The organism is Halorubrum sp. B53 (genome assembly GCF_059752395.1).
This window is the reverse complement of record NZ_MWTH01000012.1, coordinates 109,558-124,147: the sequence shown is the minus strand read 5'-3', so window position 1 is coordinate 124,147 and position 14,590 is coordinate 109,558. Positions and strand designations below refer to the sequence as shown.

Genomic DNA, 14,590 nt, shown 5'->3' with positions numbered 1-14,590 from the left:
TCAGTGAGAGATGAGGGCGGGACGAGGGGCGAAACCGCTCTTAAAAAGGCGGTGGCGCGCGCCTCCGAGCGGGCCGTCGGCCCGCGAGAAGCACGCGCGAGGGAGTCGGACCGGCGCCGCGGCGCCGGTCCGACGAGGTTGGGGAGGCGTGAGGTGCTGTGCTGTTGGGGGCAGGTGGGACTCAAAGGGGCAGCCGGCGAGGCGGGCACAGGCGTTCACGAGAGCTTTGCTCTCGTGAGCCAATCAGAACGCTTCGCGTTCTGATGACGACGTAAGCACTGCAGGGAGCGAGCAACGCGAGCGACCGAAGCGCGTGGTTCGAAACGGCGAAGCCGTTTCGTCATCACGAGACGCCTTTGGCGTCTCGAACGACAGCGAGCGTGCGCCCGCCTCGCCGGCTGGGGCTTTGGAGGTGTGCTCCGCATAGCCACTAGACACTTATAAACGAGCCACTGAGACTTCGGAGGCAGCCACGGGCTCGAAAACGGAACGAAACCGAGCGGGAGGGAGACCGACCGCTCCGCCGAATTACGCCCCTTCCTCCAGACGCTGGTACCGCTCTCGGAACCGCGACAGGCAAGACGGACAGCAGAAGTGGTACACCTCGTCGTCGATTCGGGCCGTCTCTCCCTCGCTGTCGACGGTGTTCGAACACTCCGCGCAGGTCAGCGCGAACTCCACGCCCTCGATCGAGGGCGTCCACTCGAACTCGTCGACCAGCGTGACGGCGTAGTCGTCGACGGCGATCCCGTCGAACAGGCCGGCGACCCACTCCCGCGCGGTCCGCCCGTCGACGCGGGCGTACACCCGGAGGTCGCCCTCGGCCGTGACGAACACGTGCTCGACGGCGTCGGCCTCCCGGGCGCGCTCGCGGGCCTCGTCGAGGGGGGCCGCCCCGTCGGACGACGCGCCGCCGACCGGCAGCTCCACGTCCACCAACACGGGGACGCCCGCCCGGAGCTTCGTGCGGTCGACGTCGACCGTGAACCCCTGGATGACGCCGGTCTCCTCCAGCCGCGTGACGCGGTCGGAGACCGCCGGTCCCGACAGCCCCACGCGCTCGCCGATCTCGCTGAACGGCCGGCGGGCGTCCTCGGCCAGCAGCGACAGGATCTCCAAGTCCGTCTCGTCGAGGTCGCGCATACCCGAGACGACGACCTCGCGACACAAGACGGTTGCCCCGGTTCGCTTACGATTCCAAAGTCAAAACGGACGCGGAGCCGCTGTCGCGAAGCAATAAACGACAAACGTCTTCCCCGCGTACGGGTAGGCGTCATGAGCCGAACGCTCACCGTCGAAGGGATGTCCTGTGAACACTGCGAGCAGAGCGTCGCGGAGGCGCTCGAGGGGGTCGCGGGCGTCGAGCGCGCGAGCGCCGACCGCGAGAGCGCGTCGGCGACCGTCGAGGGCGACGCCGACCCGGACGCGCTCGTGGCCGCGGTGGACGAGGCGGGCTACGACGCGTCCGCTTAAAAAAACGTAGCAGTCGACTCGGCTCGCGACTACCGATTCAGCGTGTGAATCGCCTGGCCACGGGCGTTCTCCGCGGCCTCCATCACCGCCTCCGCGAGCGTGGGGTGCGTGTGGACCGTCGCCGCCACGTCCTCCAGCGTCGCCCCCATCTCGATCGCGAGCGCGACCTCGGCGACCAGCTCGGAGGCCTCCGGCCCGACGATCTGCCCGCCGAGCACGAAGCCGGTCTCCTCGTCGGCGACGAGCCGGACGAACCCCTCGGTGTGGCCCGTCGTCATCGCGCGCCCGGAGGCGTTGAACGGCATCTCGCCGACGACCGGGTCGAACCCCTCGGCCTCGGCCTCCGCCTCGGTCATGCCGACCGTCCCGATCTCGGGGTCGGTGAAGACGGCCGCGGGGATCGCCTGCTGGTCGAGCGCGGCCGGCTCGCCGGCGATCACCTCGGCGGCGACGATCCCCTCCGTCGAGGCCGCGTGCGCGAGCATCGGCTCGCCGGCGACGTCGCCGACGGCGTGGATATGCTCGACCGCGCTCCGCGTCCGGTCGTCCGTCTCGATGAAGCCGCGGTCGTCCGTCTCGATCCCCGCGTTCTCCGGGTCGAGCCCGTCCGTGACCGGCTGGCGGCCGACGGCGACGAGGATTTTATCGACGCCGTACGTCGACTCTTCTCCCTCGTCCGTTTCCGTGTGCAAGAGGTAGCCGCCGTCGGCCGCCTCGGACCACTCGCTCGCGCCCTCGCCGAAGGAGAACTCGACGCCCAGCTCCTCGGCGCGCTTGCGGACGATCCGCTTCACGTCGTCCTCGTAGGGGTCGAGGATGTCGTCGAGCATCTCGACGACGGTCACGTCGGCGCCGAGCTTCGCGTACGTCGTCGCCAGCTCCATGCCGATGTAGCCGCCGCCGACGATCCCGAGTCGGTCCGGGACGGTGTCGGCGTCGAGCGCGTCGGCGGAGGTCCAGACGTGGTCCTCGGCGAAGTCGAAGCCGGGGATCTGGACCGGGCGCGACCCGGTCGCGACGATCGCGTGTTCGAACTCGATCGACTCGGAGCCCTGCCCCTCGCCGCCGTGAGCGACGCGCGCGGTGTGCTCGTCGACGAACGAGGCGGTCCCCGGCACGAGGTTGACGCCGTTGGCCTTACAGAGCTTCTCGACGCCGCTCGTCAGCCGGTCGACCACGCCGTCTTTCCACTCGACCATTTTCCCCATGTCGACGGCGGGGTCCGCGTGGACCCCCATGAACTCCGCGTTTCCGGCCTCGTGGGCGAGGCCGCTCCCCGTGATCAGCGCCTTCGAGGGGATACAGCCGCGGTTCAGGCAGGCACCCCCGTAGGCGTCCTTCTCGACGAGCGTCGTGTCGAGCCCCTCCTGCGCGGCGCGGATGGCGGCGACGTAGCCGCCCGGTCCGCCCCCGATCACCAGTACTTCCGTTCCGGTTGCGATGTCTCCGACGACCATTATTGAGTCAACAGCAGCAGCGGGTGTTCAAGGTGTTCCATTACGGTGTTCGCGAACTCGGCCGCCACCGCGCCGTCGACGACGCGGTGGTCGATCGACAGCGACAGCGGCAGCGTCGGCGCCGCGACGACCTCGCCGTCGCGGACGACCGGCCGCTCCTCGATGGCGCCGAGCCCTAAGATCGCGGTCTCGGGGTAGTTGATGATCGGCGTGGCGTACTCCCCGCCGATGGCGCCGAAGTTGGTGACGCTGAACGTGCTCCCCTTCATTTCCGCGGGCTTCAGCGTCCGCTCCCGGGCGCGCGTCGCGAGGTCGCGCACCTCCGCGGCCAGCTCGAAGAGCCCCTTCTCGTCGACGTCGTCGACGACGGGGACCATCAGTCCGGCGTCGGTCGCGACCGCGATCCCGAGGTTGTACTCCTTTTTTAAGACGATCTCCTCGTCGTCCTCGCGCAGCTCGCTGTTGAGGTAGGGGTGCTCTTTCAGCCCCGCGACGATCGCCTTCATCACGAACGGCATGTAGGTGAGCTTCACGCCGGCCTCCTCCGCCTGCGGTTTCAGCTCCTCGCGCGCCGCCACGAGGGCGTCGACCTCGGCGGTGTCGTGGTGGCTGACGTGCGGGGCGGTGAACTTCGATCGCTCCATCTGCTTCCCGATGGTGCGGCGCACCCCGCGGTAGGGGACGGTCTCGTCGCCCGCGTCGGGCGCGGTCGCCTCGTCGCCGGCGGCGGACGCGCTCGCCGCGGGCGTGCCCGCGTCAGCGGTCGCGGCCGCCGTGCTGTCCAAGTCGACCGGCTCCGGTTCGGGCGCCGACTCGGCCGCCGTCCCCGACTCCAGCGCGTCGGCGTACGCCCGCACGTCCTCGCCCGTGACGAACGCCTCGCCGTCGCGGGTCTCGTCGGTCGGCACGTCGTCGACGTCGACGTCGAGGTCGCGCGCAAGCTTCCGCGTCGCCGGCGTCGCGAGCGTCGTCTCGCGGCCGGCCGGCTCGGGGGCCGCGCCGGAATCGGCGGTCGCCGAGGGCTCGGCGGCGCCCTCCTCGCCGCGCTTGCTCACTGCGGACTCGCGGTCGCCCGAGCCGACGTCGGTCGGCGTCGGCGCGGGCCGCGGTTCGGGGGCGTCGTCGCCGGGGCCGCCAGCCTCGGCGCTCCCGCCTCCTCCTTCCGCGTGCGCCCGCACGTCGGCCTCGGTGACGCGGCCGCCGGGGCCGCTCCCGTCGACCGCGGCGACGTCGACGCCGAGTTCGCGCGCGAGCCGGCGGGCGGACGGCGGCGCGAAGGTGCGGCCGCTGGGCGTCTCCGGCTCCGACTCGACGGCGGCGTCCGCCTCGGCCGGCTCCGGGTCGCTCGCATCCGGGCTCGCCTCGTCGGCCTCCTCCTCGTGGGCGGCCGAGCCGGTCTCGTCGGTCGGCTCCTCGGCGCCCACATCGTCGACGCGGAACGAGATGATCACGTCGCCGACGGGGACCATCTCGCCCTCCTCGACGAACAGCTCCTCGACGGTCCCGTCGTAGCTCGACGGGACCTCGACGAGCGCCTTGTCCGTCTCGACCTCCGCGACCGGCTGGTCCTCCTCGACGCGGTCGCCGGGGGCGACGAGCCACGACACCAGCTCGCCCTCCGCGACGCCCTCGCCGACGTCGGGCAGCCTGAACTCCTCGACTGTCATGCGTCGACCTCCGCGACTGTCATGTGGTGGATCTCCGCGGGAGCCATCTTAAAACTCGACCGCCTCCAAGATTCCCTCCTCGATGCGCGCCGCGGTCGGGAGGTAGTAGTCCTCCAGCGCGTACAGCGGGTAGGGCACGTCGAAGCCGGTGACGCGCTTGACGGGCGCCTCCTGGTACAACAGCGCCTCCTCTTGGATGATCGCCGTGATCTCCCCGGCGAGCCCGCCGGTTTTGGGCGCCTCGTGGACGACGACCGCGCGGCCGGTGCGCTCGAAGGCGTCGACGATCGCCTCGCGGTCCAGCGGGGAGACGGTGCGGAGGTCGACGACCTCGCACTCGATCCCCTCCTCGGCGAGGCTCTCGGCGGCCTCCAGCGTCGGGCGCGTCATGGCGCCGTAGGTGAACACCGCCACGTCGTCGCCCTCGCGGCGGGTGGCCGCCTCGCCGAGCGGGACGGTGTACGGCTCCTCGGGCACCTCCTCGCGGAACGCGCGGTAGATGAGCTTCGGTTCGAGGAAGATCACCGGGTCGGGGTCGCGGATCGACGCCGCGAGTAACCCCTTCGCGTCGTACGGCATCGAGGGGATGGCGACCTTCAGGCCGGCCTCGTGTGCGTAGAAGGCCTCCTTCGACTCGGAGTGGTGCTCCGGCGCGCGGATCCCCCCGCCGTAGGGGGCTCGCAGCGTCATCGGGAGGGTGAACCGGCCCCGGCTCCGGGCGCGGAACCGCGCCATGTGGGAGACGATCTGGTCGAAGCCGGGGTACATGAACCCGGAGAACTGGATCTCCGGGACCGGCCGCAGCCCCATCGCGGCCATGCCGACCGCGGCGCCGACGATGCCCGACTCCGCCAGCGGGGTGTCAACGACGCGGTCGCCGCCGAACTCGTCGAAGAGCCCCTCGGTCGCCCGGAAGACGCCGCCGTTCTTCCCGACGTCTTGGCCCAACACGAGGACGTCGTCGTCTTCGCGCATCTCGCTGTACAACCCGTCACGCACCGCCTGTACGACGGTGAGGTTCTGTGTGTCGCTCATTTACTCCTCCAGGAACGCCTCGTCGCCGTGCGCCTCGCGGAAGGCCGCGAACTCCTCCTGCTGCCGCGCCAGTTCGGGCGGGAGCTCAGCGTACGCGTGCTCGAACAGCTCGCTCGGCTCCGGCCGCGCCGCCGCCTCCGCCGCGTCGATCGCGTCGGCGACGCGCTCCTCGACCGCGGTCTCGATCTCCGCGACGCGCTCGTCGTCGAGGATCGCCTCCGAGCGGAGGTACGCCTCCAGCCGCGGGATCGGGTCCTTCGCCTTCCAGCGCTCGACCTCCTCGTCGTCGCGGTAGACGGTGGGGTCGTCGGCGGTCGTGTGCGCGCCGAACCGGTACTGGATCGCCTCGATCAGCGTCGGGCGGGGCCGGTCCGTCTCCGGCCCGCGCGCCTTCTCCACGGCGTCCCGCGTGACGCTGTACACCGCGAGCGGGTCCATCCCGTCGACCTGCACCCCGTCTATCCCGTACGCCTCGGCCTTCTGGGCCAGCGTCGCGCTCCGGGTCTGCCGCTCGCGAGGCACGGAGATCGCCCACTGGTTGTTGTTACAGAAGAAGACGGTCGGCGTGTCGAAGACGCCGGCGAAGTTGACCCCCTCGTGGAAGTCGCCCTCGCTGGTCGCGCCGTCGCCGAAGTAACAGAGGAACACCTCGTCGGTGTCGCGGAGCTTCGCGGCCCACGACGCGCCCGTGGCGTGGGGGACCTGCGAGGCGATGGGGACGGCGACCGGGAAGACGTTGACGCCCTCGGGCGCCTTGTTGCCGGCCTCGTGGCCCATCCAGTAGAGGAGGGTCTGTTTCAGCGGGAGCCCGCGGACCAGGGCGGCACCGTGCTCGCGGTAGGAGGGGACCATCCAGTCGTCCTCGGCGAGCGCCGTCGCGGAGCCGATCTGCGCGCCCTCCTGCCCCGACAGCGGCGGGTACGTTCCCATCCGCCCCTGTCGCTGGAGGCTCACCGCCCGGCCGTCGAAGTGCCGGGCGAGCCGCATGTGTCGGTACATGTCGACGAGCGCCTCGTCGTCGAGGTCGGGGACGTCGCCGACGACTTCGCCGTCCTCGTCGAGCACGCGGACCGGATCGTCGTACGCTCTGTCGAATACGCTCACGGTCGGACCCACCTGTTCATGTCCAAACGGTTCGCCGCCCGGGTAATATTGTTTTCGTAAATAATTTATTATAATCAGAAATCGGTGTGTGGCCTGAGAAACTGTCCATCAGATTGCGAGGGAATCGGACGTTTTTGTACAACTCGCTCCGAGGCCGGCAATATTTTCGGCGCCTCGGCGGTTTCCGCTAATATAACGAACAAACAGGAGAGTTTCGCAGCGGGTCGGAACCGCGACGGGAGTCGGAGTCGCGGCCGGATGGGGTCGCAACTCGGGGGAGTCGAGTGGCACGAAGCGTGCGGGCGAGCGGCACGAAGCGTGCGGGCGAGCGGCACGAAGCGTGCGGGCGAGCGGCACGAAGCGTGCGGGCGAGCGGCACGAAGCGTGCGGCCGCCGGCCCCTCGGCTATCCGAGTCGGAAGGAGGGTTCGTCGCGCTCGTCGCGGTCATCGCGCTCGCCGTCGAGGTCCTCCAAGTGGATCACGTCCTCGTCGTCGTCGTCCAGCTGTTCGCGGAGGTGGTTGACGTACCGCTTGTACTCGTCCAGCTGCTCGCGGAGGTGGTCGGCTTCCAGCTCCAGCCGCTCGTGCTCGCGGACGAAGCTCTTGGGGACCTCGACGCGCGGGGGGAACACCTCGCCGGTCTCGGTCTCGCTCTGGAGCTCCGCCTCCGGGACGGCGCGGACCTGTCCGTCGTGGGCAACGAGCGTGTCCACGTAGTCTCGGAACACCGCCGACAGCGAGATGTCCCGCTCCTCGGCGATGTCTCGGAGCGCCTCGAACGCGTCCTCGTTGACGCGGAACGAGATCGTCTTGTTCTTGTTGCCCATTACCGGAAGATCCCTCTCGCGATCCACTTAAGCGTTTGTCAGACGGTGGCAGGGAACGGGGAAATACCGACTTTTTCGGGCGTGAGACGCCCGATCTCTCCACGGAGCGGGTCGGCCTCGGCGCCGCTCAGGGGTCCGGCGTCCCGGCCGGACCCGTCGCGTCGGCGTCGTCGGGAACGTCTCCGTCCCCGAGGCCCTCGTCCGCGGCGTCGCCGGCGAGCTCGTCGCCGGCGCCGTCGTCGAGGTCCTCCAGCGCCGACAGCGCGGCGGCCTTGTACGTCTCGGGGTCGAGGTCGTACTCCTCGCGGGCCATCCGCGCGTACTCGTTGCCCTCGTCGTCGAACGCGGCGACGCGCTCGACGGTGCGGCGGGCCGTCTCGGCGACCCAGCGGTCGCGGGTGGCGGCGTCGACCTCGGTGATCGACTCGGGGCGGACGGAGACCCGGACGGTGCCGTCGTCGGTCTCGTACGTCCGGGGCTTCCCCACGACTGCGACGTAGGCGGGCGGCTCCAGGTCGCGGAGCTTGGAGGCGGCCTCGGGCTGGTACTGGCCGGCGTACACGAAGAACGTGCCCGTCGGGTCGACGATGCGGCCGCGCCAGTACTCGCTGTCCTCGCCGACGTCCTCCTTCTCGGTGAGGGTGCCGACGAAGAACACGCGGTTCGAGGACTCGCCCGTCGGCAACAGCGCGTAGACGGGGGCGCGCTCGTCGTCGGACTCGGTGAACGTGTAGCCGGCGTCGTTGAACTCGCTCGCGAACACGCGCCGGGCGACCTCTCGGGTGGGTGCGGATTGACTCATGTTAGATCGACCTCGCTTCGATCAGCGCGCTTTCGACGTCGACGGCGCCCGGGTCCTCCATCTCGTCGACCAGGACGTACCGGCCGAACGTGGGACCGGTGACGCGGTAGTACCGCCCGAGTACGTCGTCGGCCATCTCCTCGGCGACGACGGTGGTGTCGAGCGCGTCCATCGCCATGTCCTTGGCCTCCTCCAAGCCCATCCCGGTGAGCTCTTCGGTGGCCTCGCGGTCGAAGATGACCTCGGTGACGGTCTCGCCGTCGTCGAGGACGCCCTTGATCCGGAGGTCGAACTCGCCCTCGACCTGGCCGTGCTCGGAGCACCGGCCGTTCTGGAGGACGCGCGTGCAGTCGTCCTCGGGACAGCGCTTGATCAGCCCGGAGCCGGACTGGATGTCCACGAGGGCGCCCTCGACGGTGTCGGCGTTGTCGCCGACCTCGATCTCCTCGTCGATCTCGGTGATACCGGTGGTCCGGTTGAGCTTCACCGAGTAGCTGCCCTCGTACTCGTCGGTGACGACGTTCGAGAGCTCGTACGCCTGTCCCTCCGTCAGCTCGGGGAGATCGGAGGTCTCGAAGGCGACGAACTTGATCGTGCCCGACTCGTCGCCTAAGAGTCCGACCTGCGAGATCGAGTCGCTACGGGGCTCCCAGAGGTCGACCAGCGTCACGCGCAGGTCGACCCACTGTTCGTCCTCGTCGATCTCGTTGACCAAGACGGACTCGCTGCCGCCGCGGCCGAGCTCGTCGCGCTCCATCCCGGCGTCTTCGAGGTAGCTGTTAGTGACGCTCCGGCGCGCCTCGTCGACCGGGACGCGGTACTCGTTGACGAGGTTCTCCAGCCGCTCCTCGACCTCGTCGGCGTCCACGTTGAGGTGGTCCGAGAACTGTTCCGCTATCGCTTCCGCTTCCTGTCGCAGTTCGCTCATGGGGTGTCTCCGCCTCCGGTCGTGTTTCAATGGGAGGCGTACGCCGGTTGGTTCCTCACGGTATTAAAAATCCCGCAACCACGGTGAAAGTGGTCGTCTCCGACGCGCTGACCGGCCTCTTCCGGCGGTTCCGGGGTTCGACGGCCGGCCGCGTCAGACGCTCGTACGCCACGCGCGGGCTTCGTTTCAAGTGGAACCGTACCACGCGAAGCGTCCCCACGCGCCGATGGGAACTTCCGCGAAGAAGACGTCGCAGACGGCCACGACGGTGCCTATTTAAAACGGCTCGACCGGACGCAACGTTCAGTTATAAATAGAGCGCGGTGGCGCGCCGGTGAGCGCCCGACGGGCGCGAACCGCCCGCGAGGGAGTCGCTGGCGCCCTCGGCGCCAGCGACGAGGCTGGGGAGGCGTGAGGTGCGGTTGCGGTGCGGGCGGGACTCAAAGGGGCAGTCGCGAGGACGGCGCAGGCGTTCACGAGAGCAAAGCTCTCGTGAGCCAATCAGAACGCTTTGCGTTCTGATGACGACGTAAGCAGCGTGGCGCGTAGCGCCACGGGCAGCCGGCGGCTTTGCCGCCGGCGACACCGCAGGGAGTGAGCGAAGCGAACGACCGAAGCGCGCAGCGAGCGTGCGCCGTCCTCGCGACTGGGGCTTTGAATGCCTTCACCGCGAAGTCATCGATCACATATCGCCGAACGGCTGGGGCTTCGGATATCTTCACCGCCGATTCAGAGTCAGCCATTTATAAGCGATCGACTGGAGCTTCCGAGAGGTCCACCGCGACGGCAACGATAGATACACCTCCCACACCGGGCCCACCAACTAGGCACCCAGCGGCCTCGTCTCGCCAACGGACCTATATTCCGCGCGCCGGTACGACCCCCATGGACGACCGACTCGAACGCGTCATCCGCCGGAAGCTCCGCGAGGCGGGCAAGCAGTTCGAGGAGGCGAAGCGGGCGTACGCCGAGGGGAAGGGCGATCCCGACGGCGACGCCGGCGGGGCGGAGCGGTACGACCTCCCGACCGACGAGGACGGCCGAGCGCGGATCGTCTGCCGGCGGCACGCAGAGCGGCGGGCGGTCGCCGTCGACGCCGGGGGGCGCCCGTCGTGTTTCGACGCCGGCCACCCGGACTGCGAGGGCTGCGCGGAGGACGTGCGCGACGGGTACGTCGAGACCTGGTGAGCCGGGGCTCGGCCGACGCGCCGACCGGAGCGCGGCCCCGCCGACCACCCGAAGGCGTTTTGATACTGGCTCCCTCGGGACGGTCATGAAGCGGCCAAGGGTCGTGGTCGCGCTCCTCGTCGTCGTCGCGGTCGGACTGGCGCTTTCCGGCGCCTTCTCCGGGCCGCCCGCGGAGGAGCCGGCGGCGTCGACGGTCCCCGAGGAGTCGCTCATCGCGGTCGAGGGCGACTACCGACTGTGGCCGTATACGAGCCGGAGCACGTCGGTCGAGGGGCGGACGCTCGCGATCAACGTCGTGTTCCACGCCGACGCGGCGGCGACGCGCGCGGCGATCGAGAGCGGCGCGGCGGCCGACTGGGAGGAGACCGACGAGACGGAGTCGGCGACGACCGCCGACACGGAACAGGTGCGGGCGTTCGTCGAGCGCGACTGGGACGACGCACGCAGCTCGACGCGGTACACCTACGTGGAGGGGCCCACCGGCGGCGTCTGGCTGACGGAGACGTTCGAGCTCCACGACGGGGCGTACCTCGGCGTGCGCGACCACCTCCGGGCGTACGAGTCCCCCGACGGGGCATACACCGCGATACAGGCCCACGAGGAGTACTACGACTGGTTCCGGCTCCGCCACACGGTACCCGGGATCGACGAGCCGGCGGTCCGGCTGGAGGACGAGTTCATCCGCGGCGGGGTCGACGCCGAAGTCCGCCGCGAGTACCGCGGGATCGAGGGCGGCTGGAGCGACGGCTGGATATCGGTGATCCGGCTGGCGTCGCTCGTCACCGTCGCCGGCGCGCTGCTCCGGCGCCGAACGCGGGCGGCCGCCGTCGACCTCGCGCGACGGAGCCGCCGGGAGGCGGCGAGACACGCTGACGCCGCGGTGCTCGGGGCCGCGCTCGCCGCCGTCGTCGTCGGCGTCCGTGCCGCCGGGGTCGGGCTGGAGCTCGCGTACCCGAGCCTCCCGCCGAAGGCGATCGCCGGCCCGCTGTACCTCGTCCTCGCCGTCGGCCTCCCGGCCCTCGTCGTCGCGCGGTCGCGCGAGTGCGACCCAGCGGCGGCCGCCCTCGGCGTCGCCGTCGGGCTCGGAGCGGGGTTCGTGGTCGACTTCGCCGCGCTCGGCGTCGCGGTGCCCCCCGACCTCATCGTGCACCGGATCGCGCTGCTCGCGGCGCTCGGCGTGGTCGCCATCGGGCGCGCGGCGGCCGACCGCCCCGTGCTTGCCGCGGGGGCCCTCGCGTGGGCGATCGGACTGGCGCTCCCGCTCGCGGACGTGATCTGAGGCCGGAGCGCGGCCGAGGCTCCCGGAGCGGTCGATCGATCCCGGCCGACGGCACCACAGAAGAGATATACGCCGGCGCCGAAAGAGGAAGGGACGAATGAACGGGCAGGTCAGCCGGCGCGAGGCGCTCGCGGGGATCGGTCTGGGGGCCCTGAGCGCCGGCTGTCTCGGTCGGACCCGCAACATCGCGGGCCGCGACCGGTCGTCGCAGCTCACGCTGCGGATCGTCGCCGCGCCGGCCGACAGGGACCCGAACGCGATCCGGATCGCCCGACACCTCGCCGAGAATCTGAACGCGGTGGGGATCGACGCCCGGATCAACACCCTGAACCGGACCGACCTCTGGCGGAAGGTGCTCATCAACCAGGACTTCGATATATACGTCGGACAGTTCCTGGAGCCGGAGCCGTTCGATCCCGACGCGATGTACGCGTTCACCCACTCGCGGTTCGTCGCCGAGGCGGGCCGGCAGAATCCGTTCGGCTTCACCGACGTCAACGGCGTGGACGAGCAGCTCGAACGCCAGCGGCGGGCGGAAGGAGAGCGGCCGGAGGTCGTGGCCGAGCTCCAGCGCTCGCTGTGCGAGCTCCAGCCGTTCACCGTCGTCGCGTTCCCCGACCCGCTCACCGCGGTCCGCGAGGAGCGGTTCGAGGGGTGGACGAACCGACAGCCCCTGTCGGTCGGCGCGCTGCTGGGCCTCGAGCACGCGGGGACGAGCGACGAGGCGGGGACGACGAACGGAACGACGGAGGGCGACGCGGGGAGCGGCGAGAACGCCACGGCCGACGGGGAGACCGCCGACGGCGGCGCCACCCTCCGGCTCGTCACGACGGACGATCAGATCACGGAGAACTGGAACCCGATCGCGGCCGAGTACAGACGCGAGGGGACGTTCACGACGCTGCTGTACGACCAGCTCGCGCTGGTGGACGGCGGCGAGGTCGTCCCGTGGCTCGCGGCGGGGTGGGAACGGGTCGACGAGGGGACGCTCGCGCTCGACCTCCGGGACGCCCGGTGGCACGACGGCGAGCCGGTGACCGCGGGCGACGTGGCGTTCACCTACGAGTTCCTCCGCGACACCTCGATGGGCTCGCTCGAGGCGGCGGTGCCGACGCCGCGGTTCCGCGGCCGGAGCTCGGTCGTCGAGTCGGCGACGGTCGTCGACGAGGGACGGGTCGAGCTCGAGATCGGCGACGTGAACGACGCGGTCGCGGTCCGGGCGCTGCAGGTCCCGATCCTCCCGGAACACGTCTGGTCCGAGCGGACCGACGCCGCGACCATCGCCGGCTTCGAGTTCGACGTGGAGACGACCGAGGCGGTGGTGTCGACCAACGAGAACCCGGTCGGCAGCGGGCCGATACGGTTCGTCGAGGCGACGGCTGAGGAGTCGGTCGTCTTCGAGCGCAACCCGGACCACTTCCTCGTCCGCGCGGACGCGACGGACGGGGAGACCGCGGACGGAGAGAGCGACCCCGCGGCGGGGATCCCGGAGCGGTTCCGCGGGAAGCCGGCCTTCGATCGGCTGCGGATCGAGGTGTCGCCCTCGGACATCGCCGCGGTGGAGGCGGTCAGCGACGGGATCGCGGACGCGACCGTTTCGACCCTCGGCCCGGACGCGGTCCCCCGGGTCGGGAGGGAGGCCGACTCGCGGCTCGTGACCGGGCGCTCGGGCGGGTTCTACCACGTCGGGTACAACGCGCGGCGGGCGCCCCTGTCGAACCCGCGCTTCCGGGCCGTCCTCGCGTCGCTGATAGACAAGCAGACGCTCGTTCGCGAGGCGTTCAGCGGGTACGCCGAGCCGGCGACGTCGCCGCTGGCGGCCTCGCCCGAGTGGGTGCCGGACGACCTGCGGTGGGACGACCGGGAGACGGACCCGGTGTACCCGTTCGTCGGAGAGGGGGGAACGCTCGACATCGGGCGCGCGAAGGACTTGCTCCGGGAGGCGGGGTATCGCTTCAACGACGCGGGGCACCTGCTCTCTCGGGGGGGATGAGCCCGCTTCTGTCGGTCGTCGGCTCGCTCGTGCTGTGGGTCGGGGGAGCGCTGCTCGTGGCGGGGGCGGCGATCGTCGGTCCGCACCGGCTCGCCCGCCTTCGGACCGAACTCGCGCCGCGGCTGTGGAGCGTCCGGCGACCGCTCGTCGCGCTGGGCGCGGTACTGCTCGCGAGCGCGGTCGGTCGGAGCGCGCTCCAGACCGTCTCGGAGCTGTTCGGGCTGCGCCTGACGGGGCTGATCTACGCTATCGAGGGCAACTTCGTCGCGTGGGTGCAGGCGACGTTCGTTACCCCGGAGCTGACGGTGTACTTCTCCGGGATATACGTGTACGGGTACGTGTTCCTGCTGGTGTTCCCGTTCGTCGCCTACCTCGCGCTGCCGGACACGACGACGCTGAAGCGGCTGATCGTCGCGTACGGGCTCAACTACTCGATCGGACTCGTGGTCTACACGGTCGTGTACGCGCACGGTCCGCGGAACCTCATGCCCGACATGGTGACGTCGCTGCTGTTCACGTACAACCCCGACTTCATGGCGCTGACGAGCGAGGTGAACGAGGCCGCGAACGTCTTCCCGTCGCTCCACACGTCGCTGTCGGTGACGGTCGCGACGTTCGCGGTGCTGACGCGCGGGGAGTACCCGCGGTGGACGCCGGTCGCGCTGTGGCTCTCGACGTCGGTGGTACTCGCGACGATGTACCTCGGGATCCACTGGCTCACCGACGTGATCGGCGGGATCGCGCTCGCGCTGGGGTCTGTCTACCTCTCGTATCGGTTCGTCGACGAGGAGGGGGAGACCGACCGCGACGTCGACGTCGACGGCACCGCCGCCTAG

The 14,590-nt window shown here is 70.4% G+C and carries 13 protein-coding genes; 5 read left to right on the top strand and 8 right to left on the bottom strand.

Annotated features, from left to right (window positions below):
* Positions 1-528: 528 nt before the first annotated feature.
* Positions 529-1,143 carry an AsnC family transcriptional regulator gene (locus B4V06_RS09875; protein ID WP_498169534.1) on the bottom strand — a complete coding sequence of 205 codons (615 nt, stop codon included), beginning with the start codon at positions 1,141-1,143 and terminating at the stop codon, positions 529-531.
* Between the two features lie 132 nt (positions 1,144-1,275).
* Between B4V06_RS09875 and B4V06_RS09870 the strand changes: the two genes are divergently transcribed.
* Positions 1,276-1,473 carry a CopZ family metallochaperone gene (locus B4V06_RS09870; RefSeq protein WP_498169531.1) on the top strand — a complete coding sequence of 66 codons (198 nt, stop codon included), beginning with the start codon at positions 1,276-1,278 and terminating at the stop codon, positions 1,471-1,473.
* A gap of 29 nt (positions 1,474-1,502) precedes the next feature.
* Here the strand turns inward: B4V06_RS09870 and lpdA are convergent, their stop codons facing one another.
* The 7 genes from lpdA to B4V06_RS09835 form a co-directional block, all read right to left on the bottom strand.
* Entirely contained in the window at positions 1,503-2,930 is a 1,428-nt protein-coding gene (gene lpdA, locus B4V06_RS09865; protein ID WP_123113699.1) for a dihydrolipoyl dehydrogenase, read from the bottom strand.
* Positions 2,930-4,597 carry a dihydrolipoamide acetyltransferase family protein gene (locus B4V06_RS09860; RefSeq protein WP_498169528.1) on the bottom strand — a complete coding sequence of 556 codons (1,668 nt, stop codon included), beginning with the start codon at positions 4,595-4,597 and terminating at the stop codon, positions 2,930-2,932. Before B4V06_RS09860 ends, lpdA begins: the two co-directional genes overlap by 1 nt.
* A gap of 48 nt (positions 4,598-4,645) precedes the next feature.
* A complete protein-coding gene (locus tag B4V06_RS09855) occupies positions 4,646-5,632 on the bottom strand; it encodes an alpha-ketoacid dehydrogenase subunit beta (RefSeq protein WP_123113697.1) in 987 nt (328 codons plus the stop codon).
* On the bottom strand, positions 5,633-6,736 hold the full coding sequence (gene pdhA / locus B4V06_RS09850) for a pyruvate dehydrogenase (acetyl-transferring) E1 component subunit alpha (protein ID WP_498169525.1): 1,104 nt from the start codon (positions 6,734-6,736) through the stop codon (positions 5,633-5,635).
* Positions 6,737-7,141: 405 nt separating this feature from the next.
* Positions 7,142-7,564, bottom strand: a complete 423-nt coding sequence (locus B4V06_RS09845; protein ID WP_123113696.1) for a DUF8146 domain-containing protein — start codon at positions 7,562-7,564, stop codon at positions 7,142-7,144.
* A 127-nt stretch (positions 7,565-7,691) separates the two neighbouring features.
* The gene (locus tag B4V06_RS09840) at positions 7,692-8,366 is read right to left on the bottom strand and encodes an RPA family protein (protein WP_123113695.1); all 675 of its coding nucleotides are present in this window, start codon (positions 8,364-8,366) and stop codon (positions 7,692-7,694) included.
* Position 8,367: 1 nt separating this feature from the next.
* Positions 8,368-9,294: a replication factor A gene (locus B4V06_RS09835; protein ID WP_123113694.1), complete on the bottom strand. Its 927-nt coding sequence runs from the start codon at positions 9,292-9,294 to the stop codon at positions 8,368-8,370.
* Positions 9,295-10,179: 885 nt separating this feature from the next.
* On the opposite strand from B4V06_RS09835, the gene B4V06_RS09830 reads away from it, so the two are divergent.
* The 4 genes from B4V06_RS09830 (at position 10,180) to B4V06_RS09815 (ending at position 14,590) form a co-directional block, all read left to right on the top strand.
* Entirely contained in the window at positions 10,180-10,482 is a 303-nt protein-coding gene (locus B4V06_RS09830) for a DUF7091 family protein (RefSeq protein ID WP_498169521.1), read from the top strand.
* A gap of 85 nt (positions 10,483-10,567) precedes the next feature.
* Positions 10,568-11,761, top strand: a complete 1,194-nt coding sequence (locus B4V06_RS09825) for a hypothetical protein (protein ID WP_498169519.1) — start codon at positions 10,568-10,570, stop codon at positions 11,759-11,761.
* Between the two features lie 97 nt (positions 11,762-11,858).
* A complete protein-coding gene (locus tag B4V06_RS09820) occupies positions 11,859-13,754 on the top strand; it encodes an ABC transporter substrate-binding protein (RefSeq protein WP_498169517.1) in 1,896 nt (631 codons plus the stop codon).
* Positions 13,751-14,590, top strand: a complete 840-nt coding sequence (locus B4V06_RS09815) for a phosphatase PAP2 family protein (protein WP_123113691.1) — start codon at positions 13,751-13,753, stop codon at positions 14,588-14,590. Before B4V06_RS09820 ends, B4V06_RS09815 begins: the two co-directional genes overlap by 4 nt.